Source organism: Modestobacter sp. SYSU DS0511 (assembly GCF_054050755.1).
The window spans coordinates 99,379-124,377 of the sequence record NZ_JBJGZY010000005.1; the positions used below are offsets into that span (position 1 = coordinate 99,379).

Consider the following 24,999-nt stretch of genomic DNA (forward strand, 5'->3'; position numbering starts at 1 on the left):
ATGGTTAGCAGGACAAGATCACCCTCATTAGCCGTACTCAGGTCCAGCCGAGGGCGGCGACGCGCCGCCAGGGCAGGACGACGCTCTGGTCGGCCGCCTCGGCCACCAGCCGGCGGGCGACGCCGCCCTCCGCGCACGCGACCGGGCGCCGCGGCGTCACGACCACGTGCACGTCGTGCATCCGCAGGCCACGCCCGGCCATCTCACCCAGCAGCCGTTCGGGGTCGACGAGGACCGCCGAGTCGGCGCCGGGGACGCTCGTGGTGGTCCACAGGCCGACCGGGCCCTCGATCCGCAGCGCCGCCTCGACCGCGACCGACCGGTCCCAGGCGGCGGCGCGGGTGCGGTGCACGTCGGGCAGCGAGGCGCTCCGGGACGGGCGCCAGGGCACCAGCAGGCCGGCCCGCCGGACCACCACCCGCCAGCCCAGCGTCTCGCCGCGGCCCTCGGCCCAGTCGAGCACGGCGACGCCGGCCGCGGCAGCCACCGGGTCGGGCACCGGCCGGTGGTCCAGCCAGGCCCGCAGCCCGGCCAGGACGGCGTGCGGGGTGCTGTCGATGCGCGCCCGGGTCATCTGCTCGGCCAGGTCGTCGAGCAGCGCCCGGCTGACCCGGCCGGCCTCCTCGACGACCAGCAGCGCGCCCCGTGGTCCGTCGGCAACCGACAGCCGCAGCCCGGGCAGCTCGTGGGTCCCGGCCAGGTGGTCCACGGCGTCCCGGACGTCGTCGACGTCCACCTCGGTGCGCACCAGCCGGCGCAGCAGCCCGGCCGGGGAGCCGAAGGGCGAGTCGGTCACCGGCTGCGTCCCCCGGTCAGCGCCGCCCGGGCGACCGGGCCGAGGCCGGTCAGCGACAGCACGCTGGCCAGCTCCACGGCGCTGAGCCGGACCGGGACGACGTCGTCCCCCCAGCCGGTGGCGCTGCGGACCCGCGCCACCGAGGCCGGCCAGACCAGCTCACGGGCGGCCGCCACGTGCAGCTCGGTGAGCACGTCCTCGAGGTGGACCGCCGCCACGGGGTGCACCGGAGCCCCGTCCAGGGCGGTCTGGACCGCCCGCTCGACCTCGCTGCGATCCGCGGCGTCGAGCCAGTGCGGCACGAGGACGGGCTGCCGGGTGTCCTCGGCCGGCGGGACGCTCACGAGCCGCTCCCCCCGGGGCTCCCGCGGGTGGCGGGAGCGGTCCGGGGCGGTCACGACAGGGATATCGGCAGGTCGGCGGCCAGGTGGACCCGTAGCCGGCCATTTTCCGCCGACCCTGCGGGCCCGGAACGCCGACCGCCCGGCCACCCCGGGTCGGGGTGCCGGGCGGTCGCCGGTCAGTCGGTGCGGTCAGCCGCCGAGCTCGGTCAGCCGGGTCTTGAGGGCCTTCTCCGCGCGGTCGGCGTGCACGTTCATGTTGCGCACCGAGGTGCCCAGGTCCGCCGAGAGCTGCGTCTTCGTCTTGCCACCCCAGGTGGTCAGGTACCAGGTGGCCCAGCCCAGCACGTTGGGCTGGGCGGCGCGCTGGTCGCGACGCGCGGTGGGATCCGGGGCGCAGGCCGCCGTGAGCGCGTGCGAGAGCAGCGTCTGCTCCGCCTCCCCCATGATCTCGTCGGGCACCTCGGCGCCGTCGGGCAGCACGAACTCCACGGCGTCGGCACCGCCGTCCAGCGACTGGAGGTTCCGCAGGCCGGTGAGCGTGGCGACGGTCTGGGAGTTGCGGCGCAAGGTGGCCACGCTCTGCCCCATGTAGGCGGCGAGCTCCTTCTCGCTGGGCCGGCGCTGGTGCTCGGCGGTGAAGGCGGCGACCGCCTTCTGCTGCTTGTTCTCGGTGTCCGCGGCGGTGCGCCCGTAGGCGTTCCGGCCCAGGTCGTGCACCCACTTGGACAGCTGGGTGGCCAGGTAGGCGCCGAACGGCACCGACTTGGTCTCGTCGTAGGTGGACACCGCCTTGAGCACCCACTCGGCCACCTGCTGGTCGATGTCGTCGTTGTCCGGCAGGTGCAGCCGGATGGTGCTCATGTTCCGCTGCAGGCGCTTGAGGCTGACCCGGCAGTAGTGCCGGCACAGGTCGGCGAGGAAGGCCGGCGGCAGGTCCCGGGGGGCGCGGCGGCGGACGCCGGCCTCCGGGCGCAGCCCGATGGTGGCGATCCCCTCCCCGGCGCACCAGCCGCGGACCAGGGTGGCGAGCGCCTCCCCCGTGCCCGGCCGGCCGTCGACCCGGTAGAGGCCCTCCCCCTCGTCGTAGCTCACCTCGACGCCGGCGGGCAGGGCTGCCCGGAAGTCGGTCAGCGACAGCTCCCGGTCGGTGCGGAAGTGCACCCGGTCGCGGGGGGTGATGGGCGCGAGCGCCCACCCCTCGGCCTCGGCCAGTCCGCCGAAGACCAGCGGTTCGCGGACGCGACCGCGGTCGTCGTCGGCCGCGGGGGCGGTGTCGGCGGGGGTGGTGTCGGCGGGGGTGGTGTCGGCGGGGGTGGTGGCGTGCAGGGGCACCGGGTCCTCCTGAGGGGAAGTGCAGGTGGGCGGGGTGACGGGGGCGCGAGGCGGCGAGGCGGCGGGCGGGGCCCGCCGACCGGGCTCAGGCCGGGACGGGGATGCCGCGGAAGCCGGCGACCGCCGCACCCGCGACCGAGGACGGGGTGCGGGGCGTGGGGATGCGGGGCATCGGCGCGCGGGGAGCGGGGGTCCGCGCTCCCCCGACGGCGCCGAGCACGCCGGCCGCGGCGACCCGCTCGGCCTCGCTCGGCTCACCGACGTAGACCGGCATGAAGTCGTACAGGTCGGTGAACAGCGCATCGACGAAGGCGTAGGCCGCCTGCGCCTCGGTGGAGAACCGGGCGATCTGGTCGCGCGGCCCCAGCTCGACGCCGACCGTCACCCGCACCGCACGGGCGTCACCGGACAGGCCGGTCAGGGCGAAGGCGACCGCCTCGTGCCGTGCGGCCAGCTCGGTGAGCGCGGCGAGGCAGCGACGGGTGGCCGAGCGCCGCGGACGCAGCTGCACGTGCACCACGACGGTGTCGGACCAGGCCGGGTCGGACAGGGCGGCGTCCGGGCACTCGAGGTGCTCGTCGCCGGCCGTGCGGTGCTGCTCGGCGGCAGTGCTGTCGGCGAGCAGGTCGACCGCCTCGACCGTGCTCATGGTGCGTGCGCTGAGTGCCATCTTGGTCTCCCCCTGTAGCTGGCGCGGTAGGGGAAGGCTTGCGCACGATCCGAGTCGTCAACGGCAAGACTCGCCGCCCTGTGACTACTGAGACGGACGAGCCGAGCGGTTATTGGTCCGATATGACCAGCCTATTGTCACTTCTTGCTGGACGCCTGCTCCGACTCTGGCGCGAATGCTGCCAAAGCACCCAGCGCATCGGCGGCCACCTCGGCAGCCAGGGCGTTGGCCTCGGCGATCTGCCGGTAGACCTCCTCGCGGTGGATCGCCACCTCGCGGGGGGCCTTGAAGCCCAGCCGCACGGTGCCGCCGCGCACCTCGACGACGTAGACCTCGATGTCCTCGCCGATGCGGATGCTCTCGCCGACGCTGCGGGTGAGTGTGAGCATGTCGTTGACCCCTCCATGGGTGTGGTGCCATCCGTGGCTCGCCCCGCGGTGCGGGGCGGGACGCCGCCGCGCGGCGCCCTGCACTTCCCTTCTCGGCAGGTCGGGCGCCGGTACGGCACCCGACCCGCCCCTGTCAGCGCAGGAAGTCCAGCAACGAGGGCTGGATCGCCTTCGCGGTGGCGGACAGCGCCGCCTCGTAACCGGTCTGCTGCATCTGCAGGTTCATGATCGTCTTGGCCAGGTCGATGTTCTCGATGTCGGCCGAGCGGCTGGTCAGCGACAGCTGCAGGTCGGTGTTGACCTGCTTGGCCGTCTCCAGCCGTGAGGTGCGCGTCCCGATGTCCGCGGTGACCTTGAGCATGTCCCTGAGCGCCCCGTCGAGGGCGGCGAGGTGGCCCTCCAGCGCCGCCGGGTCCGGCCCGACGTCGCGGGCGATGTCCCCGATGATCGTGAACAGGTCACGTTGCCCCGTCGCGGGATCGGTCACGCCGAACGCCTCCGGCCCGGTGATGTCGATGCGGATGACGTCGGCATCGGAGACCTGCCGGTTGATCGGGGTCTCCCCGCCCCCGTTGCCGACGTAGGTGCCGGTGGTGACGTCGTACGCGGTGGTCCCGGCGGTGATCCCGCCGAAGATGGGCCGGTTCTGCACGGTGCGGTTGGCGAGGCCCAGCAGGCTCTCCCGGATGCCGGCGACCTCCGTGGCGATCGCCGCCCGGGAGCTCTCCGAGCTGGCGCCGTCGTTGAGCCCCTTGACGGTCAGGTCCCGGACCTTCTGCACCTGCGCGATCATGTTCTGCAGGGTGGAGTCGGTGGCGTCCAGGAACCCCATGCCGTCGCTGATGTTGCGGGCGTGCTGGGTCGCGGTCGCGAGCTCCTGCCGCGCGATGATCGCGGCGTTGGTGCCGGCCGGGTCGTCCGAGGGCTTGTTGATCGCCTTGCCGGAGGTCAGCTGCTGCTGCAGCTTCTGGATGGCGTCCATGTTCCGGTTCAGCCCCTGGAGGCTGGTCGTGACGACTGCCTTGTGCGTGATCCTCATCGGGTCACAGCCCCACGCGGCCGGTGCGGTTGATCAGCACGTCGAGCGCCTCGTCGATCGCGGTGATCATGCGGGCCGCCGCCGAGTAGGCGTGCTGGAACCGGAGCATGTTCGTCATCTCCTCGTCGAGGTTCACCCCGGAGACCGACTCCCGGGAGGCGTCCACCTGGCTGGCGACCACCATCTGGGTCTTCAGGTTGCCGGTGGCCACCGACGCCTCCACGCCCAGCTTCACGATCAGCTGCCGGTAGCCGACCGCCGTGCCGTCCGCCGAGTTCTGCAGCCTGGCGATGGCCATGGCGTTGCGGTTGTCCGTGCTCGGCGTGCCCTCCGTGCCCAGGTCGGCTGCGGCCAGCCGGTCGGTGCTGGTGATCGCGAGGCGCAGCGTCGCGGCCGTGATGCCGGTCGTGGCGCCCGCGCCGTCGTCGAACAGGGCACCGCCGCGGGCGCCGGTCTTGTCGACACCGGTGGTGTGCGCCGCGTTGAACTCGTCGGCCAGCTTCTGGGCGACGCCGTCCAGCCGCTCGCGGTAGGCGGGGATCGTGTCGCGCAGTGCGGTGAGCTGCCCGCCGGCGGTCCCGCCCGCGTGCAGGGTCGTGCCACCGGGGTCGGTCACCAGCCGCGGGGGCGTCGTCGTCGCCTCCAGCGGGTCCGCGGTGCCGACGACCCGCACGCCGGTGGAGGAGGTCCCGGAGATGAGCGTCGCCCCGCCCACCGCGACGTCGACGGTGCCGAAGTCGCCCTTCGAGGAGGTCGCGCCGATCGACTGCGACAGCTGCAGCACCAGGGCGTCCCGCTTGTCGGCCAGCTCGTTGCTCGGCAACCCGGACTGGGTGGCCTTCTTGATCGCGGTGTTGAGCTCCGCCACCTGCGCGATGGTGGTGTTGACGTCGTCGGCCAGCACGTCGAGCGCGCCCCGGGTCTGCGTCCAGGCCTTGTCCAGGGCGGCGTCGGTGGTGTGGAACTCGGCGACCAGGGTGGCGGTCTTCTGCAGCACCGCGGTCCGGGCGCCGTCCTCGGTCGGGTTGCTCGCCAGGTCGCCCCAGGCCCGGAAGACGTCGGTGAGCTTGGCCTGGATGCCGGTCTCCCCCGGCTCCCGGAAGGCCTGCTCGATCTGCGCCAGGGTGGCGTCGTGCACGGTCATCGAGGCGGTCTTGCCGCTCTCGGCCTGGGCGCGGGCCTCGAGGAAGGCGTCCCGGATGCGGATCACCGTGTCGGCGTTGACGCCCTGGCCGACGTCCTTGCTGACCGACCAGATCGCCGGCACCGGGTTGCCGCCGATCGACTGCAGCTCCGCGCGCTGGCGGCTGTAGCCCTCGGTGTTGACGTTGGCGATGTTCTGACCGGTGACGTCCAGGCCGCGCTGCTGGGCCCACAGCGCACTCGTCGCCGTGTTCAGCCCGCTGAAGGTGCTCACTTGGACTCCTCGCTGGCGCTCGTCGCCGGCGTTCGCCGAGCTGCTGTGCCCATCGGTTCGCTCGCGAGCTCGCTCACATCGCACCGTCCAGGGTCACCGAGCGGTAGGCGTTGCCCGCGGTGCGGCCGTTCTGGGTGTACGTCCCGGACTGCGTCCCGGTGCGGGAGGACAGCAGCGCGTCGCCGATCACCGACAACCCACTCTCGATCAGCTCCTTGTTCGCGTCGGAGAGGCTGCGCAGCTCGGTGACGAGCGTCAGCAGCGCCTCGTGGTGCTTGGCGTAGAGGTCGTTCCACGGCGCCGGCGCGGAGTCGGCCAGCTGGCGCAGGGAGGGGTTGGCCTCCAGACCCAGCCGCCCGGCGATCTGCTCGGTCGCCGCGGCGCGCTCCACCTCGAGGGTGCGCAGCTGCTCCAGGACGACCTCGATCTCGTGGGCGATGCGGGGCAGCCAGCGGCTCTTCCCCGTGAGGATCAGGTACTGCTTCTCCTCCGCCTTGAACAGCAGCAGGTCCAGGAGCTCGTGCTCCCGCCACAGCAACGTCGACAGGTGCTGGTGGTCCATGCCGGCCGCCTTCCTCGTCGTCGTGTCCGTCTGCGGCGCGCGCCCGGGCGGGGCGTGCCGACGCCACTCCCATCGGCACGGCCCGGCGCACGGTCAAGCCGAGCAGCACGGCCGCACAGAAATCCGTGCGCACCCGGTCCCGGACCGGCTCCGGTCCGCCGAGAGAGACGACGTGACCGCAGCCAGCCCCACCCCCGTCACCGGGGGCGAACGCCGACACCCCGACGTCGACGCACTGGTGACCACCCATCTGCCGCTGACGCACTTCGCGGTGAACGCGGTGGCCTCGCGCATCTCCCTGCCCAGCCACGTCAGCCGCGAGGACCTGCAGGCCTGCGCCCGCGTGGCGCTGGTCGAGGTGGCCCGCCGGTTCGACCCGACGGCCGGCGCCACCTTCGCCACCTACGCGCTGCCCCGGCTGCAGGGCGCCGTCCTCGACGAGCTGCGCTCCGGGGACTGGGCCAGCCGCTCGGTCCGGGCCGCCGCCCGGCGCACCGACGCCGCAGCGGACGCACTCACCATGAGCCTGGGCCGGCCACCGACGCGTGCGGAGCTCGCGGCCAGCCTGGGTGTCGGCCGCGCCGAGCTGGACTCGCTGCAGGTCGACGTGCACCGCGCCGTGATGGTGAGCATCGACGCCGAGAGCGGTGTCGACGGCACCTCCCTGGACCTGCCCGACGCCGGCGACTCCCCCGAGCGGGCGCTCCTGCGCGCCGAGCGGGGCCGGCACCTGCACGAGGCGATCCGCGCGCTGCCCGACCGCCTCGACGAGGTGGTCGAACGGAACTTCTTCGGCGACGAGTCGCTGACCGACATCGCCGACTCGCTGGGTGTGACGCTCTCCCGGGTCTCCCAGATGCGGGCCCGCGCGCTGACCCTGCTGCACGCGGCGATGAGCGAGATCTGGGACGACACCCCCGTACCGGCCGACGGCGGGGTGCGCGCCCGCAACCAGCAGCGCGCCTACGTCGACCGCGTCGCCGCCGCCCAGGCTGCGGGGCGGAACGTGGTCCGGCCACCGGTCCCCGCACCGCGGCCCACCGCTCCCCCGGCGAGCCCGGCCCGGGTGCCTGCGCCGGACGCCCCACCGGCCCACGCACCGGTGCCGACACCCGCCGCCCGGGTGCGCCAGCGGTACGGATGGCAGGCGCCCGAGCGCGAGCCCACCGCCCAGCCCGCCTGACCCCGAGCGGCCGAGTCACAGCCGCACCGAGGACCTCACCCGTTTCGGGTCAACACCGGACCGGGCGGACCGTAGGAGAGGAGGCCCACCGCACCCTGCGGTGGGCCTCCTCGCCGCGCTCGGTCCCCGGAGGGTCCCTTGAGCCTCGTCGTCAACAGCAACATCCCCGGGCTGAACGCCCACCGCGCCCTGTCCGTCGCCGACCGGCAACTGGTCACCTCCGTGGAGCGGCTGTCCTCCGGCCAGCGGATCAACCGAGCCGCCGACGACGCCGCCAGCCTGGGGATCTCCGAGGGCCTGCGCACCCAGATCGGCGGCCTCAAGGTCGCACTGCGGAACACCCAGGACGGCATCTCGGTGCTGCGGACCGCCGAGGGGGCGCTCACCGAGAGCCAGTCGATCCTGCACCGGATGCGGGACCTCGCCGTCCAGGCGGCGAACGCCGGGGCCGTGGACGACGCGGCCCGGGCGAACGTCCAGACCGAGATCGGGCAGCTGACCGCCGAGCTCGACCGGATCGCCGGCACGACCTCCTTCAACGGCAAGAAGCTGCTGGACGGCAGCTACCGCACGGTGTTCCAGGTCGGCGCCGACGTGGGTCACACGATCTCCGTGGACTTCGGCACCTCCGTGTCCGCCGCCGGCCTGGGGGTGTCCGGGGTGGCCGTGACGGCCGGGGGCGCACCGGACGCGATCGCGGTGATCGACGCGGCGATCGGTCAGGTGTCGACCATTCGCGCCGGGCTGGGGGCGGTGCAGAACCGGTTCGAGCACAACATCGCCAAGCTCGGGGCGGCGATCGACAACACCGCGGCATCGGAGAGCCGCATCCGCGACGCCGACCTGGCCGCGGAGACGTCCGCCCTGAGCCGGACGTCGATCCTCACCCAGGCCGGCACCGCGATGCTCGCCCAGGCCAACCAGAGCGCCCGCGGGGTGCTGCAGCTGCTGAGCTGAACGGAGCGGTCACCCACCCGTTGGGGGGACACCGCCGGCCGGGCCTCAAGGAGCGGCCGGACCGGTCCGTTGACAGGGGAGCAACGACCGCGGCACGGATGCCGCGGCCACCCCGTCAAGGAGGAGTCCCTCATGGGTCTGACCGTGAACAACAACATCGCGGCGCTGAACTCGTACCGCAACCTGTCGGTCACCGACAGCCAGATGAGCAAGTCGCTGGAGAAGCTCTCCTCCGGCTTCCGCATCAACCGCGCCGCCGACGACGCCGCGGGCCTGGCCATCTCCGAGGGCCTGCGCTCGCAGATCGGTGGCGTGAAGGTCGCCGTCCGCAACACCCAGGACGGCATCTCGGTCGTGCAGACCGCTGAAGGTGCGCTCACCGAGACGCACAAGATCCTGCAGCGCATGCGTGACCTGTCGGTCCAGGCGTCGAACTCCGGTTCGCTCAACGAGGACGCCAAGAAGAACATCCAGTCCGAGGTGGGCCAGCTCAAGAGCGAGCTCGACCGCATCGCGTCCACGACCAACTTCAACGGCAAGGCCCTGCTGGACGGCAAGTACAACACCACCTTCCAGGTGGGTGCCAACGCCGGCGAGACCATCGCCGTCGGCATCGGCACCGCCATGGGCGCCGAGGGTCTGGGCGTCGCCGGTGTCGACGTCTCGCTGGCCGACGGTGCCGGTGGCAGCGCGGGTTCCACGACGCAGGCCGCCGCGGCCAACCAGGCGTCGATCGCCACCGTCACGGCCGCCGCCGCGCTGACCACCGCGGACTTCGACGCCCTCAACGGCTCGATCTCCTACAACGGCAAGAGCCTGGACCTGGCCTCGGTCAAGTACGACTCCACCGAGACCGCGGCCCAGTCCCTGGCCCGGCTGCAGGCCGCCGCCGACGCCACCTTCGGCACCGGCGCGGTGGACGTGGCCGACAGCGGCACCGGCCTCACCTTCACCGGTGAGGACCCGGGCGCCACCCCGACCGCCCAGCAGCTGGCCGACAAGACGGTGTCCTTCACCGCCGCCTCGGGCGCCTCCGTGGCGATCGGCCAGATCGACGAGGCCATCAAGACCGTCTCCACCACTCGCGCCGACCTGGGTGCCATCCAGAACCGGTTCGAGCACACGGTCAACAACCTCAACGTCGCCGTCGAGAACCTGACCGCGTCGGAGAGCCGGATCCGCGACACGGACATGGCCTCGGAGATGACCAACTTCACCCGCGCCCAGATCCTGACCCAGGCCGGCACCGCGATGCTGGCCCAGGCCAACCAGGCGCCGCAGAACATCCTGCGCCTGCTGGGCTGACCCACCCGCACTCCCTGAGCAGCACCCGGTGAGGGGGAGGCCCCGGCCTCCCCCTCACTGCTGCCCGGACCCCGGCAGCACGACGGACCCGCCCCGGTCCTCCGGAAGTTCGTTCCCGTTTCAGGTCAAGACCGGCCCTGCGCCCGCCGATCCTGGCACTGCAACACCCCGCAGCACGGATGCAGCGGGATCCTGAAACCCACGTCCACGGAGGAACACCATGGGTCTGAGCGTCAACAACAACATCGCGGCGATGAACTCGTACCGCAACCTGTCGGTCACCGACAGCCAGATGAGCAAGTCGCTGGAGAAGCTCTCCTCCGGCTTCCGCATCAACCGCGCCGCCGACGACGCTGCGGGGCTGGCCATCTCCGAGGGCCTCCGCTCGCAGATCGGTGGCCTCAAGGTCGCCGTCCGCAACACCCAGGACGGCATCTCGGTCGTGCAGACCGCTGAAGGTGCGCTCACCGAGACGCACAAGATCCTGCAGCGCATGCGTGACCTGTCGGTCCAGGCCTCCAACGAGGGGTCCCTGAACGACGACGCCAAGAAGAACATCCAGTCCGAGATCGGCCAGCTCAAGTCCGAGCTCGACCGCATCGCGTCCACGACGAACTTCAACGGCAAGCAGCTGCTCGACGGCAAGTACAACACCACCTTCCAGGTGGGTGCCAACGCCGGCGAGACCATCGGCGTCAGCATCGGCACCAACATGGGCGCCCAGGGCCTGGGCGTCGACGGCGTCGACGTCTCGGCTGCCAGCACCGGCGGCACCGCGGGCTCGACCACGACGGCCGCGGCGGCCAACACCGCCTCGGTGGCCACCCTCACCGCCGCCGCTGCGCTCACCACCGCGGACTTCGACGCCCTCAACGGCTCGATCTCCTACGGCGGCAAGAGCCTGGACCTGGCCTCGGTCAAGTACGACTCCACCGAGACCGCGGCCCAGTCCCTGGCCCGGCTGCAGGCCGCCGCCGACGCCACCTTCGGCACCGGCGCGGTGGACGTGGCCGACAGCGGCACCGGCGTCACCTTCACCGGTGAGGACCCGGGCGCCACCCCGACCGCCCAGCAGCTGGCCGACAAGACGGTGTCCTTCACCGCCGCCTCGGGCGCCTCCGTGGCGATCGGCATGATCGACGACGCCATCAAGACCGTCTCCACCACTCGCGCCGACCTGGGTGCCATCCAGAACCGGTTCGAGCACACGGTCAACAACCTCAACGTCGCCGTCGAGAACCTGTCGGCGTCGGAGAGCCGGATCCGTGACACGGACATGGCTCAGGAGATGACCAACTTCACCCGCACCCAGATCCTGACCCAGGCCGGCACCGCGATGCTGGCCCAGGCCAACCAGGCGCCCCAGGGCATCCTGAAGCTGCTGGGCTGATCCACCCGCACCACCTGAACACCCGGTGAGGGGGGAGGCCCTCGGGCCTCCCCCCTCACTGGTGCTCCACCCCCTGATCCCCGAACGACGGAGGCACCGGCATGGCAGGCATGAGCGTGAGCACGGGCCTCATCTCGGGCATCGACTACAGCACCATGATCTCCCAGCTGATGCAGGTGGAGGCCAACCCGCAGACGCTGCTGAAGCAGCAGCTGTCCGCCACCCAGTCCGATGCCGCCGCCTACCGCGCGGTCAACACCCGGTTTGACGCCCTGCGCACCGCCGCGGCCGCGCTCACCGCGGACACCGCCTGGACCACGACCAAGGCGAGCAGCTCGGACACCTCCGTGACCGCCTCCGCCTCCGCCGGCGCGGCCACCGGGTCGCTGAGCTTCACCGTCACGAGCCTGGCGGCCACCCACGCCGTCTACAGCACCGGGAGCTGGGCCACGGCCGACACCGCGTTGAACGCGACCGGCCCGACCACCCTCACCATCGCCGGGGTCGACGTCACGCTGACCGCCGGCCAGACCGTCAACGACGCCGTCAAGGCAATCAACGCCTCCGCCGCCGGGGTCACCGCGGTGGCGGTCAACACCGGCGACGGCGTCCGGCTCCAGCTCGCGTCCAAGACCTCCGGCACCGCGGGGACCTTCACCGTGACCGGCGACGTCGCCGTCACGACCCTCGCCACCGGAACCGACGCGAAGCTGCGGATCGGGGACGCGACCGCGGGCTACGACGTCACCTCGTCGACGAACACCTTCACCGACGTGCTCCCCGGGAGCACGTTCACCGTCAGCAAGAAGGACGCCGCGGCCACCGTGACGGTCGCCAAGGACCCGGACGCGACGGCCGCCAAGGTGCAGAGCCTCGTCGACGCGGCCAACTCGCTGCTCTCGGCGGTGTCCTCCTACACGGACGCGAAGAGCAGCTCGGCGATCCTCAAGGGCGACAGCACGCTGCGCGGCCTGTCGACCCAGATCCTCGGCATCGTGTCCGGCGCCGTCGGCGGGAAGTCGGCCTCCACGGTCGGCATCCAGCTGACCCGCGACGGCCAGCTCACCTTCGACAAGGCCGTCTTCACGTCGGCGCTGGCCAGCGACCCGGCCGCGGCGCAGGCGTTGCTCACCGAGAAGCGGATCGTCAGCGCCGGGACCGACGGGATCAGCGGCAACGCCGACGACGTCACCTCGCCCGTCGGCCTCGCCGCGCAGCTGGAGGCGCTGGCCAAGGGCGCCAGCGACAGCACGACCGGGTCGCTGGTCCTGCTCGCCAAGAGCGGGGACGACCTCGCCCGGGACCTACAGGACCGGATCGCCGCCTGGGACGTCCGGCTGGAGATGCGCCGGACCACGCTGACCCGGCAGTTCACCGCGATGGAGACCGCGCTGAGCACGATGCAGAACCAGGCGTCCTGGCTGACCTCGCAGATCGCCGGGCTGCCCTCCTGGTCCAAGTCCAACTCCTGACCCCGCCGAACCGCGAACGCCCTGGAGCATCTTCCCGATGAGCACCGCTTCCCTCCGCGCCCGCTACCTGGGCGACACGGTCACCACCGCCTCACCGCAGCGGCTGCTGGTCATGCTCTACGACCGGCTGGCCCTGGACCTCGAGCGCGGCCAGACCGCCCTGGAGAACGGCGACCGGCAGGCGGCCCAGGAGCAGTTGCAGCACGCCCAGGACGTCGTCTTCGGCCTGCTGGAGAGCCTGCAGGTCGACGCCTGGGAAGGTGCGCCCCGGCTGGCCGCGCTGTACAACTGGCTGATCGCCGAGCTCGGCCAGGCCGCCGTCAAGGGCGACCTGCGCCGCGTCGGGGACTGCCGCAAGGTCGTCGAGCCGCTGCGGGACGCCTGGCGGGAGGCCGCGGCCTCCCTCGCGTCCGCACCCGCATGATCGGCGACCGGGCGGGGGACGCCCCCGCCCGCAACCGGGTCGGCGACTTCCCGGCGCTGGTGGACGAGGCCCGCAACTGGCCGGCGGTGCTGGACGCGCTGGAAGGCGACGTGCACGACGCCGAGGAGACCCTCGCCCGGGACCGGGCCGAGGAGATCGCGGCCTGGGGGCGGCGGTCCACGGACTGGATCCCGCCGAGCAACCTGGGCCCGCTCCCCGACGACCTGCGCGAGCGCGCCGCCCGGCTCCTGCAGCACCAGCTGGCCGTGGCCGAGGCCCTCGTCGAGCGGATCACCCAGTCGCAGAAGCAGCGCGACGTCGCCGCCCGGATGAGCTATGCACCGTCACGCCCGGTCGCCTCCTTCATCGACCGGGCCCTCTGACCTCCACCACCCCACGCACCTCCCCCGTCCCCCGGGGCAGAAATGGCCATTTCTGCCCCGGGGGACGCGTGCATTGTGTGACTGACGGTGCACGATCGAGTGCACGTGGTCATGTCGGCCGCCGCGGCTGCCGATGACCCTGGTGCACGGAATGCACCATCCCGCCACGGATCGGCGACCCCCTCACGCGCGCAGGAGCCCCTGCCCGCGCGACCCGCCGTACCCGGAGGTATCTCGTGCTCCGTCGCTCCACGCTGGGCGTCCGGTGATCACCGACTCGACCATGACGGCGCTGCACGCCTCGCTCACCGGCCTGCAGCAGCGCCAGCGCGTGACCGCCGACAACATCGCCAACCTCCAGACGCCGGGCTACCTCGCCGGCCGGGTGGACTTCGAGTCCACCCTGCGCACCGAGATCGCCAACGGGGAGGCCGCCCGGGTCGGGCAGGGCTCCGTGACCCGGTCGATGGACCCGACCCGGATGGACGGCAACAACGTCAACCTGGACACCGAGACGGTGATCGCCCAGGAGACCGGCCTGCGCTACCAGCTCGCGATCAACGCCCTCGACGGCAAGTACGCGCTGCTGCGCTCGGCCCTGCGGACGCAGTGATGAGCGAGCTCGCGAGCTCATCCATGAGCACAGCAGCCCCGCGAACGCGGCCGACGAGCGCCAGCGAGGAGGACAAGTGAGCGTCTTCGACACCCTGCGCATCGGCGGTTCGTCGCTGTTCGTCCACCGCAAGTGGATGGACGCCGTCGCGGACAACATGGCCAACATCAACACCGTCCGCCCGGCCGGCGAGGACGCCTTCCAGGAACGCATGATCGTCGCCGAGGCCGTGCAGTACGGCTCCGGCGTGGGCGGCGTGCGGGTGGCCCGGACCGAACTCGGCAGTGCCGAGGGCCGGATGGTCCACGAGCCGGACAACCCGCTGGCCGACGGCGAGGGCTACGTCCGCTACCCCGACATCGACCTGGGCGAGCAGATGACCCAGCTGCTGATGGCCCAGCGCGGCTACCAGGCCAACCTGGCCACCATCGAACGCGCCACCTCGGCCTACCAGCAGGCCCTGCAGCTCGGGAAGGGCTGACCGTGACCTCCCCCATCGGACCGATCTCCTTCGGCATGCCCACCGCCGCGGCCACCGGTGTCCAGGAGCTGACCGGTACCGCCGGCATCGCCTCGGCCGCCGCCGTCCCGTCGACCAACGGGGCCGGCGGGTTCGCCGCCGTCCTGACCGGTGCCGTGGACAACCTGCAGGCCGTGCAGTCGACCGCGGACTCCCTGGCCCTGCAGGCCGCCACCGGCGACCTGCAGGACGCCCACGACTACATGATCGCCAGCACTGAGGCGCGGCTCGCCACCGACACCGTGGTGACGCTGAAGAACTCCGCGGTGGCCGCGTTCACCGAGATCATGAGGATGCAGATCTGATGCCCGCCGCCCTCGCCGGCCCGCTGGAGCGGGTCCGCTCGATGCTGACGACGATCAGCCTCGGCCAGAAGATCGTCATCGGTCTGCTGCTGACCGGGCTGCTCTTCGGCGGCTTCTTCTTCACCCGATGGATCACCGCGCCCACCATGTCGCCGCTGTTCAGCAACCTGTCCTCCACCGACGCCTCGGCGATCGTGGAGGAGCTGAACGCCCAGGGCGCGGCCTACCAGCTGGCCGACGGCGGTCAGACCGTCATGGTCGCGCAGGACAAGGTGTACGACCTGCGGCTGGCGATGAGCGGCCAGGGCCTGCCGGCCGGGAACGAGACCGGCTACGCGCTGCTGGACGAGCAGGGCATCACCACCAGCGAGTTCCAGCAGCAGATCTCCTACCAGCGCGCCCTGGAGGGCGAGCTCTCCAGCACGCTGAAGGCCATCAGCGGCGTGCGGACCGCGGTGGTGCACGTCGCGCTGCCCAAGGAGCAGGTTTTCGCGACCGACCAGGGCGACCCCACTGCCTCGGTGCTGCTGGACCTCAAGCCCGGGACGCAGCTGTCCCGGGAGCAGATCCAGGCCGTCACCCACCTGGTCTCCTCCAGCGTCCAGGGCATGTCCCCCGACGCGGTCACCGTCGCCGACTCGAACGGGTCGGTGCTGTCGGCCGCCGGTGAGGTCACCAGCGCCGCGGGCGACGCCCGCTCGGAGATGGAGCAGACCTACGAGGCGCGGCTGGCCGCCAACGCCCAGCAGATCCTGGACACCGTCGCCGGTCCCGGCATGGCCGTGGTCAAGGTCCGCGCCGACCTGGACCTGGACAAGCGGGACGCCACGACCGAGCGGTACGAGTTCAACGAGGGCACCCCGCCGCTGTCCGAGCAGCGCACCGTGGAGAACTACGCCGGCACCGGCGGCGCCGTCGGCGGCGTGCTCGGCGCGGAGGACCTGGCGGTCAACGGCCAGGGCGAGTCGACGTACGAGAAGGAGTCGACCACCAGCAACAACGCGGTGGACAAGACGGTCGAGACCATCGCCGGTGCCCCCGGGGCGATCAACCGGCTCACCGTCTCGGTGGTCATGGACGCCGGCATCGCCGCCGACCAGGCCGCGATCCAGCAGCTGGTCGGCAACGCCGTCGGTCTCGACGTCGCCCGCGGGGACGCCATCACCGTCGCGGCGATGCCGTTCGACACCACGGCCGCCGACCAGGCGGCCGCGGACCTCGCCGCCGCGGAGGAGGCCGAGAAGACCGCCGCCATGTGGTCGATGATCAAGACCGGCGGCATCGCGCTGGGCATCGCCCTCCTGGTGCTCGTCGTCTGGCTCCGCTCCCGCCGCAACCGCGAGGAGTACGAGGAGTTCGACGACGAGGTGGACGCGCTGGAGCAGGCGCGGATCCAGGTCGAGAGCATCCGCGACCCCGAGCTCGACGACCACCAGGCGCGGCTGGAGTCGGCACAGCGGGAGAAGGTCCGCGGCGAGATCTCGGAGATGGTCAGCGAGCGCCCGGACGAGGTCGCCACCATGCTGCGCGGCTGGTTCGCCGAGTCGAAGTGACCCACCTCCCCGGCCCCGTCGCACACCGACGGGGCCCGGGACTGCCGATGACGGGAGCGGGCGCCAGCGGGCGCTTCGAGAGCACCGGGGAGATCCGACAGTGAGCATCGCGAGCGTGGAGCAGATGGCCGGCATGCCGCCGGCCGTCCGGACCGGGGCGGCCGTCGCCCGCACGGACATGCCCGGCATCCGCAAGGCGGCGCTCTTCCTGGCCCAGCTGACCAAGGAGGAGGCCGGCACGATCCTCGCCCAGCTGCGCCCCTCGGAGGTCGAGAAGCTCACCAGCGAGCTCATGCGCCTGGAGAAGGTGGACGGCAGCGACGTCGACAACGTCCTCACCGAGTTCCACTCGCTGATGCAGGCCCGCCGCTTCGTCGGCACCGGCGGCATCGACTTCGCCCGCGAGGTGCTCGCCGCCGGCCTCGGCGAGGAGAAGGCCGACGGCATCCTGTCCCGGCTCAACGTCGTCTACACCGAGCTGCCGTTCGCCTCGCTGCGCAACACCGACGTGCGCCAGCTGGTCACCTTCCTGAAGGACGAGCACCCCCAGGTCATCGCTCTCGTGCTCGCCCACCTGCCCGCCCCGCAGTCGGCGGAGGTCCTCTCCGGCTTCCCACCGGACCAGCAGGCCGACGTCGCCTACCGGATCGCGCTGATGGACCGCACCGCCCCGGAGATGGTCCGGATGGTCGAGGAGGAGCTCGGCCGCCGGATGGGCTCCCTGCTGGCCTACCAGGACATGGCCACCGTCGGCGGCGTGGACACCCTGGTCGAGATCATCAACCGCTCCCCCCGCCCGACCGAGCGCTCCATCCTGGAGTGGCTGGACAACAGCGACCCGGAGCTCGCCGAGCGGATCCGCTCGCAGATGTTCGTCTTCGAGGACATCGTCACCATCGACGACCGCTCGCTGCAGCTGGTGCTGCGCGACGTGGAGGCCAACGACCTGGCCACCGCGCTCAAGGGCGTGAAGCAGGACGTCCGGGACAAGGTGGTCCGCAACCTCTCCGAGCGCGCCGGGGAGAACCTGCTCGAGGAGATGGAGCTGCTCGGCCCGGTCCGTCAGCGCACCGTGGAGGAGTCGCAGGCCAAGGTGGTCGCGGTCATCCGCACGCTGGAGGAGCAGGGCGTGCTGACCATCTCGCGGGGCGGTGAGGACGATTTCGTCGCCTGACGCGAGCACCCGGGCCGCGCGGGAGTCGCTGCTGCTGCGCGGCTCGTCGGCCGCCGACGCCGTCCCGTACCAGCGCACCGGCGACGGCGCGCCGTGGGGACGACGTGCCCGCGACCAGCGGGCCGGCGCTCCCCCGGTCGTGCCCGCCCCGGCGACGCCGGTCGACCCCCTGCCCGCCGGCGGCGCGCCGGTCGCCACGGCCGCGGTCACGGCGGCCGTCGACGCCGCCGTCGGCCGGTCCCAGCCGGCCGACCCGCCCGCCGCCCCACCCGTCGGTGCGCGGCTCCCGCTGACCGCCGATCCGGCGCAGGCCCGCCCCTGGGCGCCGGCCCACGCCCCGGTGGACACCGTCGCCCAGCAGACCGCGGCGCGCACCGGCCCGCGCCTGGGCGAGGTCTACGCCGAGCAGCTCGCCCGGCTGCGCGAGGAGGCCCGCCGCGAGGGCTGGGCCGCCGGGCACGCCGAGGGCCTCGTCGCCGCCGAGCAGGTCGTCGCCGCCGCCGAGCGCGCGGCCGAGGAACGGCTGGCCGACGTGCAGGCGCGCTGGGAGCGGCGGCTGGCCTCGGCCACCGCGGCCATGGGCGCCGCGGTGGAGCGGCTGGACGCCACGGCCGCGCCGGTGGTCGACGAGCTGCGCGACCACGTGCTGGATGCCGTCGTCACGCTGGTCGGCGACCTTCTCGGCCGTGAGCTGGCCACCGCCGACGCCGCCGGGCTGGACGCCCTGCGCCGCGCGCTGACCCTCTGCCCGGCCGACGTGCCCGTCGTCGTCCGGCTGCACCCCGACGACCTCGCCGAGGTGCCCCCGGCCGCGCTGGCCGACCTGCCCCCGGCGGTCCGGGTCGTCGGAGACCCCGACGTGGAACGGGCCGGCGCGCTGGCCGAGGCCGGCACCCTGCGGGTGGACGCCCAGCTCGGCGCCGCGCTCGAGCGGGTGCGATCGGTGCTGCGCTCGTGAGCGTGCTCACCGCCGGACCGGCCGCCGCGCTGGTCGCGCGGGCCCGGGCCGCCGCCCGCCCGGAGCTGTCCGGGGTGGTGACCGGCGCGATGGGGCTGACCCTCAGCGTCGAGGGCGTGCCCGCCGCCGTCGGGGACCTGGTCGAGGTCAGCTCCGGCCGTCGTCCGCTGCTCGCCGAGGTGGTGGCGGTGCAGCGGGAGCGGATGACCTGCATGCCGCTGGGCGACCTCTCCGGCGTCCGCGCCGGCGCCCGGGTCCGCCCCACCGGGCGGCCGCTGCAGGTGCCGGTCGGCGAGGCCCTGCTGGGCCGGGTGCTCGACGGGCTGGGTCGCCCGATGGACGGCGGTCCCCCGTTGGGCTCGCTGGTGTCCTGGGTCGACCTGACCAGCGAGACCCCCAACGCGCTCACCCGGGAACGGGTGCGCCGGCCGCTGGCCACCGGGGTGCGGGCGCTGGACACCATGGTGCCCGCCGGCCGTGGGCAGCGGCTGGGCATCTTCGCCGGCTCCGGCGTCGGCAAGTCCACGCTGCTGTCCCAGATCACCCGGGGCACCGACGCCGACATCCGGGTCATCGGGCTGATCGGCGAGCGTGGCCGCGAGGTCCGGGAGTTCATCGAGGAGGACCTCGGCCCCGAGGGCCTGGCGAACAGCGTCGTCGTGGTCGCCACCTCCGACGAGCCGCCGCTGGTGCGGTTGAAGGCGGCCTTCGTCGCCACCCGGATCGCCGAGGCCTTCCGCGACCAGGGCCGCGACGTGCTGCTGATGATGGACTCGATCACCCGTACCGCGATGGCCCAGCGCGAGGTCGGGCTCTCCGCCGGCGAGCCCCCGGCCACCCGCGGTTACCCGCCGAGCGTCTTCGCGATGCTGCCCAAGCTGCTGGAGAAGGCCGGCACCAGCACCACCGGCTCGATCACCGGGCTGTACACCGTGCTGGTCGACGGCGACGACCACAACGAGCCGATCGCCGACACCGCCCGCTCCATCCTCGACGGTCACGTCGTGCTCAGCCGACGCCTGGCCACCGCCGGCCACTTCCCGGCGATCGACGTGCTCGAGTCGATCTCCCGGGTGGCCACCGCCGTCGTGCCGCCGCCGCAGATGACCGACGCCCGGGAGCTGCGCCGGATGCTCGGGGCGCTGCGCGACGTCCGGGAGCTGATCGAGATCGGGGCCTACCAGGCCGGCACCGACCCGCTGGTCGACCGTGCCCGGCGCCTGCTGCCGGACATCGACGCCTTCCTGCGCCAGGCGACGTCTGACTCCACCCCGCCGCCCGAGGCGTGGGCCCGGCTGCACGGCCTGGTCTCCGCCGCGTGAGGCAGCCCGCCTTCCGGCTGGAGCCGGTGCTGCGCCTGCGCCGCACCGAGGAGCGGACGGCGGCGCTGGCCGCGGCCGCCGCCGCCCGCGACGCCGCCGAGGCCGCCCGGCGGGCCGAGGACGACGCCGAGGCGCTCTCGGCCCGCCGCCTGCCCGCGGCCGTCCCCGGCGCCGCCTTCGTCGCCGCGATGGTCGCATCGTCGGCCGCGGCTGCCGATGTGTCTGCTGCACGGGCTCTCGCCGTCGCCCACGCGGAACAGGCCGAGCTGGTCCGGGCCCGCTGGACGGCGGCGGCCCAGCGCACCAAGGGGCTGGAGAAGTTGCGGGAGCGCCACCTGTCGGCCGCGCGCACCGCCGCCGAGGCAGCCGAGGAGCGCGCGGTCGACGACCTGGTGACCGGCCGCCACACGACGAGGACGACGGAGGAGGAGGGCACGTGGAGGGACTGACCGCGGTGCACGGCCGGATCAGCGAGATCCAGGCCCGTTTCCTGCGCACCCCACCGAGCTCGGCGGCCGCCTGGTCCAGCGCCGCGTCGGCAGCCGGCCTCACCGGCACCTCGTCGACGGCGCAGACGGACCTCAGCGGCTTCGCCACCACCGGCACCGGCGCCGAGGTCGTCGGCGCTGCGCAGAAGTACCTCGGGGTCCCCTACCGCTGGGGCGGCACCGACCCGAAGAGCGGCCTGGACTGCTCCGGGTTCACCCAGCGCGTGTACGCCGACCTGGGCGTCAGCATCCCCCGCACCTCGGCCCAGCAGGCCACCGCCGGCCGACCGGTCGCCTCGCTCGCCGAGGCCCAGCCGGGTGACCTGGTCTTCTTCGACAACTCCGGCAACCGGCCGGGCATCGACCACGTCGGGCTCTACATCGGCGGCGGCAAGATGATCGCCGCCCCGCAGGAGGGCGACGTCGTCAAGGTGCAGGACGTCGGCCGGCCGACGGTGATCCGCCGCGTGCTGCCCGACGGCGCCGTGTCGGCCCCGTCCACGGCCGCCCGCGGCACCGGCCTGGGCGGGGTCCCGTACGCCGACCTGTTCCGTGCTGCCGGCAGCCGGCACGGGGTCGACCCGGCCGTGCTCGCCGCGATGGCGAAGACCGAGTCGAACTTCAACACCGCGGCGGTCTCCCCCGCCGGCGCACAGGGGCTCATGCAGTTCATGCCGGCCACCGCGCGCGGCCTGGGCGTCGACCCCGGCGACCCGGCGTCCGCCATCGACGGCGCCGCCCGCTACCTGGCGAGCCTGACCCAGCAGTTCGGCTCCACGGAGCTGGCGCTGGCGGCCTACAACGCCGGGCCCGGCGCGGTGCAGCGCGCCGGGGGCGTCCCGCCCTACGCCGAGACCCGGTCCTACGTCCAGAAGGTGACCAGCGCCGCGGAGGCCTACCGATGACAGCCCCCATGTCCGCCCTGCCGATGACGCCGGCCACCGGCCGCGCGACCGGCTCCACCGGCGGCCCGGCCACCGGGTCCGCCGAGAACGCGGCCGGCTTCGCCAGCGCCCTGGACGACGTGCTGCACGGCGCCGGGAACCCCTCCCGCCGCCCCGGGAACGGCACGGGGGACGCGTCCGGGGGCGCCCCCGGCGAGGGGACCGGTGGAGAGACCCCGGCGACGCCGGTCGCCGTCCCGATCGACGTGCCCCCGGGGCTGTGGGCGCTGCTCGCCGCCGGGGCGTCGCTGGGCACCACGCCCGGCACCCAGCCGGAGGCGACCGCCGCCGCCGCCGCGCTCATCGGCGCGGTCACCGGCGCCACGGCGGCCGGCGGGCAGCCGCTCGGGGTCCAGCAGCCCGGCGTCAGCGCCCCGGCCCTCCCGCTGCCCACCGTCACCGACCCGGCGGCAACCGGCGCGGAGCCGTCCGCACCCGCGCCCGGCACGCCGGCCGCGCTGCTGTCCGCCCTCGGGCTGGCCGGCACGCAGCCGGCCACCGCCCCGGCCGGGACCACCGGGGCCGCAGGCGCCGGCCTCCCGGCCGACCTCTCCGTCGTCGTCCTCCCCGTGGCCGCAGGCGACACCGCTGGCACCGGGACCGGCCCCGACGCCGGTCCGGGCCATGGCAGCGGCAGCGGCAGCGGCAGCGGCACAACCGAGCCGGACGCGGTCGGTCTCGTCGGCGGGGCCACCGCCACGCCGACGGCGGTCCGCACCGACCCGCTCGGTGCCGCCGGACCCACGCCGCCGGCTGCGGAGCCGCCGGTCGCCCAGCAGCTGGGCCGCCAGCTCGCGGTGCTCAGCAACGCGCCCGACGGGAGCTCGACGATGACCCTGGTCATCACCCCCGAGGAGCTGGGGCCGGTCTCCATCCAGGTCACGGTGACCGACGGCAGCCTGGACCTGACCCTGCAGGGCGGCTCGGACGCCGGACGGCACGCCCTCACCGATGCGCTGCCCGAGCTGCGCCGGGAGCTGGAGGGCGCGGGCCTGACCCTGGGCCGCCTCGCCGTCGACGACACCACCGCCGACCTGGGCAGCACGCTGCGCTCGGCGCAGCAGCTGCTCGACGCCCGCGCCGGCCAGCAGGGGCAGGGCTCCGCCTCCGGGCAGCAGGGCCAGCCCGGAGAGCAGGGGTCCGGCCCCCGGGCCGCGCGCGACCCCGAGCACCGCGGTGAGGGCAGCCCCGCCCTCGCCACCGAGCAGTCCGCGTCGTCCGGCGTGGACGTCCTCGCCTGAGACGGAGGAACGATGAGCAGCCCGGTCACCGGACCCACTGGGTCCGCCGGCGTCGTCACCGCGGACGCCAGCCCCTCGGTCAACCGCGGCGACCAGATGGGGAAGGACGTCTTCCTCAAGCTCCTGGTCGCGCAGATGCGCTACCAGGACCCGAGCAACCCGACCAGCAGCAGCGAGTTCATGGCGCAGACCGCGACCTTCTCCCAGGTGGAGAAGCTCGAGGAGATCGCCAAGCAGAACAAGGCCCTGGTCGGGCTGCAGCGGTCGCTCAGCGCCGGCGCGCTGGTCGGCCACCAGGTGACCTACACCGACACCACCGGCGAGACCCAGATCGGGACGGTGAGCGCCGTCCGGATCGCCGGGGCCGGCGCGGAGACCGAACCGCAGGCGGTCGTCGACGGCGTCACCGTCCCGCTCGGCCGGGTCACCGCCGTCACCCTGCCGACCCCCGCCACCCAGCCGACCGCCTGACCACCCCCGACCTCAGGAGCTCCCCCGATGCTGCGTTCCATGTTCTCGGCCATCTCCGGCCTCAAGGCGCACCAGACCAAGCTGGACGTCGCCGGCAACAACATCGCCAACGTCAACACCGTCGGCTTCAAGGGCAGCCAGACCGTCTTCGAGGACACCCTCTCCCAGGTGCTGCGCAACGGCGCGGCCCCGCAGGGCGAGACCGCCGGCACGAACCCGGCCGCGGTCGGGCTCGGGGTGAAGGTCGCCGGCATCACCACCAACTGGACGCAGGGCTCGGCGCAGAGCACCGGGCGCTCCAGCGACTTCATGATCACCGGCGACGGCTTCTTCATCACCCGGTCCGGCAACGAGAACCTCTACACCCGGGCCGGCTCCTTCGACACCGACGGCGTCGGCAACCTGGTCACCCCCGACGGCCTGGTGCTCCAGGGCTGGATGGCCCGGGGCGGGGCCATCGACCCCAACGGCCCGCTGGAGCCGCTGCGGATCCCGCAGGGCCAGGTGCTGCCCCCGGTGCCCACCACCGGCGCCACGATCCAGGGCAACCTCTCCGCCGGCGCCGCCGTGGGGACCGAGGTGACCTCCCAGATCCGGATGTTCGACGACCTGGGCAACGCGCACGAGATGTCGGTGGTCATGACCAACACCGGCACGAACACCTGGGACGTCACCTTCAGCGAGGGCACCCGGACGGTGACCCGCAGCCTCACCTTCTCCGGCACCGCGCCGACCACCGGCCAGCTCACGTCCGGGGGGACGGTCACCTTCGACCCGGACGCCGACTTCACCCCGCCGTTCCCGAGCTGGACCGGCGCGGTCACCATCGACCTGGGCGGGCTGACCCAGTTCGGCGGCGCCAGCACCGCGGCCGGCAAGTCCAACGAGTTCACCGGTTCGGCCCTGGGCACGCTGGAGAGCTACTCGCTCAGCAACGACGGCACGATCGTCGGCCTGTACTCCAACGGCCTGCGGCAGCCGCTGGGTCAGCTGGCGCTGGCGACGTTCACCAACCCCGGTGGCCTGGAGAAGGCCGGCAACAGCTCGTTCCGCGCCGGCGACAACTCCGGCAACCCGGTGGTCGGCCAGGCCGGCACCGGTGGCCGGGGCCAGCTCTCGGCCGGCGCGCTGGAGATGTCCAACGTGGACCTGGCCGAGGAGTTCACCGGCCTGATCGTCGCCCAGCGCGGCTTCCAGGCGAACAGCCGGGTGATCACCACCTCCGACGAGATCCTCCAGGACCTGGTCCAGCTGAAGCGCTGATGAAGGACCCCCTCCTCCCCACCACTCACACGCTCGTGGCGGGCCCCTGGAGGGGGCCGAGGGGCCCGGTCACCCGTCGGGATGACCGGGCCCTCTCGGCTCAAGCAGTCCCGACGGGACGCCGAAGACACCTGTGCCGCGCTCCGCGCGCACCGGTGAGCACCCTCACCGCCGACCCCGGGAGCTCCACCGTGATCCGTCTGACCCGCCTGAACGGCAAGCACTTCGTGCTCAACGCCGAGCTGGTGCAGCGCGTGGAGGGCCACCCGGACACCGTGGTCACCCTCGCCGACGACACCAAGTACGTCGTCGTCGAGACGGTGGACCAGGTCGTCGACGAGATCCGCGACTGGCGCGCCAGCATCCAGGCCACGGCCTTCCGGATGGACCGCGGCGAGCACCGACCGTCACCCACCCCCGACCACCTGCAGGGCCCCGACGACTCCTCGGTCGTGCCCTTCCCGAACCGAGACGAGCGCTGACC

General features: G+C 73.3%; 28 protein-coding genes. 20 read left to right on the top strand and 8 right to left on the bottom strand.

The window, feature by feature from the left end; all coding sequences use genetic code 11:
• Nucleotides 1-37: 37 nt before the first annotated feature.
• The 8 genes from ACI783_RS04355 to ACI783_RS04390 form a co-directional block, all read right to left on the bottom strand.
• Nucleotides 38-796, bottom strand: a complete 759-nt coding sequence (locus ACI783_RS04355) for a hypothetical protein (protein WP_457139296.1) — start codon at nucleotides 794-796, stop codon at nucleotides 38-40.
• Nucleotides 793-1,140 carry a hypothetical protein gene (locus tag ACI783_RS04360; RefSeq protein ID WP_457139297.1) on the bottom strand — a complete coding sequence of 116 codons (348 nt, stop codon included), beginning with the start codon at nucleotides 1,138-1,140 and terminating at the stop codon, nucleotides 793-795. The genes ACI783_RS04355 and ACI783_RS04360 overlap by 4 nt, the downstream gene beginning before the upstream one ends.
• Nucleotides 1,141-1,329: 189 nt before the next feature.
• Nucleotides 1,330-2,472 carry a flagellar biosynthesis protein FliA gene (locus ACI783_RS04365; RefSeq protein WP_457139298.1) on the bottom strand — a complete coding sequence of 381 codons (1,143 nt, stop codon included), beginning with the start codon at nucleotides 2,470-2,472 and terminating at the stop codon, nucleotides 1,330-1,332.
• Nucleotides 2,473-2,557: 85 nt separating this feature from the next.
• Entirely contained in the window at nucleotides 2,558-3,142 is a 585-nt protein-coding gene (locus ACI783_RS04370) for a hypothetical protein (RefSeq protein ID WP_457139299.1), read from the bottom strand.
• Nucleotides 3,143-3,279: 137 nt separating this feature from the next.
• Nucleotides 3,280-3,531 carry a carbon storage regulator CsrA gene (gene csrA / locus ACI783_RS04375; protein ID WP_153361098.1) on the bottom strand — a complete coding sequence of 84 codons (252 nt, stop codon included), beginning with the start codon at nucleotides 3,529-3,531 and terminating at the stop codon, nucleotides 3,280-3,282.
• A gap of 133 nt (nucleotides 3,532-3,664) precedes the next feature.
• On the bottom strand, nucleotides 3,665-4,570 hold the full coding sequence (gene flgL, locus ACI783_RS04380) for a flagellar hook-associated protein FlgL (protein ID WP_457139300.1): 906 nt from the start codon (nucleotides 4,568-4,570) through the stop codon (nucleotides 3,665-3,667).
• Nucleotides 4,571-4,574: 4 nt separating this feature from the next.
• Nucleotides 4,575-5,987: a flagellar hook-associated protein FlgK gene (gene flgK, locus ACI783_RS04385; protein WP_457139301.1), complete on the bottom strand. Its 1,413-nt coding sequence runs from the start codon at nucleotides 5,985-5,987 to the stop codon at nucleotides 4,575-4,577.
• A 73-nt stretch (nucleotides 5,988-6,060) separates the two neighbouring features.
• Complete coding sequence (locus ACI783_RS04390) at nucleotides 6,061-6,549, bottom strand: flagellar protein FlgN (RefSeq protein WP_457139302.1); 489 nt, start codon at nucleotides 6,547-6,549, stop codon at nucleotides 6,061-6,063.
• Nucleotides 6,550-6,721: 172 nt separating this feature from the next.
• Here ACI783_RS04390 and ACI783_RS04395 point away from each other — a divergent pair, with 172 nt between their 5' ends.
• The 20 genes from ACI783_RS04395 to ACI783_RS04490 all read left to right on the top strand — a co-directional run bounded on the left by ACI783_RS04395 (nucleotide 6,722) and on the right by ACI783_RS04490 (nucleotide 24,997).
• The gene (locus tag ACI783_RS04395; protein WP_457139303.1) at nucleotides 6,722-7,732 is read left to right on the top strand and encodes a sigma-70 family RNA polymerase sigma factor; all 1,011 of its coding nucleotides are present in this window, start codon (nucleotides 6,722-6,724) and stop codon (nucleotides 7,730-7,732) included.
• Nucleotides 7,733-7,870: 138 nt separating this feature from the next.
• The gene (locus tag ACI783_RS04400; protein ID WP_457139304.1) at nucleotides 7,871-8,689 is read left to right on the top strand and encodes a flagellin N-terminal helical domain-containing protein; all 819 of its coding nucleotides are present in this window, start codon (nucleotides 7,871-7,873) and stop codon (nucleotides 8,687-8,689) included.
• 132 nt (nucleotides 8,690-8,821) lie between these two features.
• On the top strand, nucleotides 8,822-9,994 hold the full coding sequence (locus ACI783_RS04405) for a flagellin N-terminal helical domain-containing protein (protein WP_457139305.1): 1,173 nt from the start codon (nucleotides 8,822-8,824) through the stop codon (nucleotides 9,992-9,994).
• 220 nt (nucleotides 9,995-10,214) lie between these two features.
• Nucleotides 10,215-11,384, top strand: a complete 1,170-nt coding sequence (locus ACI783_RS04410; RefSeq protein WP_457139306.1) for a flagellin N-terminal helical domain-containing protein — start codon at nucleotides 10,215-10,217, stop codon at nucleotides 11,382-11,384.
• 110 nt (nucleotides 11,385-11,494) lie between these two features.
• Entirely contained in the window at nucleotides 11,495-12,856 is a 1,362-nt protein-coding gene (gene fliD / locus ACI783_RS04415; protein WP_457139307.1) for a flagellar filament capping protein FliD, read from the top strand.
• A gap of 37 nt (nucleotides 12,857-12,893) precedes the next feature.
• Complete coding sequence (gene fliS / locus ACI783_RS04420) at nucleotides 12,894-13,280, top strand: flagellar export chaperone FliS (protein WP_457139308.1); 387 nt, start codon at nucleotides 12,894-12,896, stop codon at nucleotides 13,278-13,280.
• Nucleotides 13,277-13,663 carry a hypothetical protein gene (locus ACI783_RS04425; protein WP_457139309.1) on the top strand — a complete coding sequence of 129 codons (387 nt, stop codon included), beginning with the start codon at nucleotides 13,277-13,279 and terminating at the stop codon, nucleotides 13,661-13,663. The genes fliS and ACI783_RS04425 overlap by 4 nt, the downstream gene beginning before the upstream one ends.
• 265 nt (nucleotides 13,664-13,928) lie before the next feature.
• Entirely contained in the window at nucleotides 13,929-14,276 is a 348-nt protein-coding gene (locus ACI783_RS04430) for a flagellar basal body rod protein FlgB (RefSeq protein ID WP_457082978.1), read from the top strand.
• A gap of 76 nt (nucleotides 14,277-14,352) precedes the next feature.
• The gene (locus ACI783_RS04435; protein WP_457139310.1) at nucleotides 14,353-14,757 is read left to right on the top strand and encodes a flagellar basal body rod protein FlgC; all 405 of its coding nucleotides are present in this window, start codon (nucleotides 14,353-14,355) and stop codon (nucleotides 14,755-14,757) included.
• Between the two features lie 2 nt (nucleotides 14,758-14,759).
• Entirely contained in the window at nucleotides 14,760-15,101 is a 342-nt protein-coding gene (locus tag ACI783_RS04440; protein WP_457139311.1) for a flagellar hook-basal body complex protein FliE, read from the top strand.
• Complete coding sequence (gene fliF, locus ACI783_RS04445; RefSeq protein WP_457139312.1) at nucleotides 15,101-16,654, top strand: flagellar basal-body MS-ring/collar protein FliF; 1,554 nt, start codon at nucleotides 15,101-15,103, stop codon at nucleotides 16,652-16,654. The genes ACI783_RS04440 and fliF overlap by 1 nt, the downstream gene beginning before the upstream one ends.
• 100 nt (nucleotides 16,655-16,754) lie before the next feature.
• Nucleotides 16,755-17,828, top strand: a complete 1,074-nt coding sequence (gene fliG, locus ACI783_RS04450; protein ID WP_457139313.1) for a flagellar motor switch protein FliG — start codon at nucleotides 16,755-16,757, stop codon at nucleotides 17,826-17,828.
• A complete protein-coding gene (locus ACI783_RS04455) occupies nucleotides 17,806-18,786 on the top strand; it encodes a FliH/SctL family protein (RefSeq protein ID WP_457139314.1) in 981 nt (326 codons plus the stop codon). The genes fliG and ACI783_RS04455 overlap by 23 nt, the downstream gene beginning before the upstream one ends.
• Complete coding sequence (locus ACI783_RS04460; RefSeq protein WP_457139315.1) at nucleotides 18,783-20,108, top strand: FliI/YscN family ATPase; 1,326 nt, start codon at nucleotides 18,783-18,785, stop codon at nucleotides 20,106-20,108. Before ACI783_RS04455 ends, ACI783_RS04460 begins: the two co-directional genes overlap by 4 nt.
• Entirely contained in the window at nucleotides 20,105-20,557 is a 453-nt protein-coding gene (locus ACI783_RS04465) for a flagellar FliJ family protein (protein WP_457139316.1), read from the top strand. Before ACI783_RS04460 ends, ACI783_RS04465 begins: the two co-directional genes overlap by 4 nt.
• Nucleotides 20,545-21,501: an NlpC/P60 family protein gene (locus tag ACI783_RS04470; RefSeq protein WP_457139317.1), complete on the top strand. Its 957-nt coding sequence runs from the start codon at nucleotides 20,545-20,547 to the stop codon at nucleotides 21,499-21,501. Before ACI783_RS04465 ends, ACI783_RS04470 begins: the two co-directional genes overlap by 13 nt.
• On the top strand, nucleotides 21,498-22,781 hold the full coding sequence (locus ACI783_RS04475; protein ID WP_457139318.1) for a flagellar hook-length control protein FliK: 1,284 nt from the start codon (nucleotides 21,498-21,500) through the stop codon (nucleotides 22,779-22,781). Before ACI783_RS04470 ends, ACI783_RS04475 begins: the two co-directional genes overlap by 4 nt.
• 12 nt (nucleotides 22,782-22,793) lie before the next feature.
• A complete protein-coding gene (locus ACI783_RS04480; protein ID WP_457139319.1) occupies nucleotides 22,794-23,252 on the top strand; it encodes a flagellar hook capping FlgD N-terminal domain-containing protein in 459 nt (152 codons plus the stop codon).
• 27 nt (nucleotides 23,253-23,279) lie between these two features.
• Nucleotides 23,280-24,515, top strand: a complete 1,236-nt coding sequence (locus tag ACI783_RS04485; RefSeq protein ID WP_457139320.1) for a flagellar hook protein FlgE — start codon at nucleotides 23,280-23,282, stop codon at nucleotides 24,513-24,515.
• A gap of 191 nt (nucleotides 24,516-24,706) precedes the next feature.
• On the top strand, nucleotides 24,707-24,997 hold the full coding sequence (locus tag ACI783_RS04490) for a flagellar FlbD family protein (protein ID WP_457139321.1): 291 nt from the start codon (nucleotides 24,707-24,709) through the stop codon (nucleotides 24,995-24,997).
• The last annotated feature ends 2 nt before the right edge of the window (nucleotides 24,998-24,999 follow it).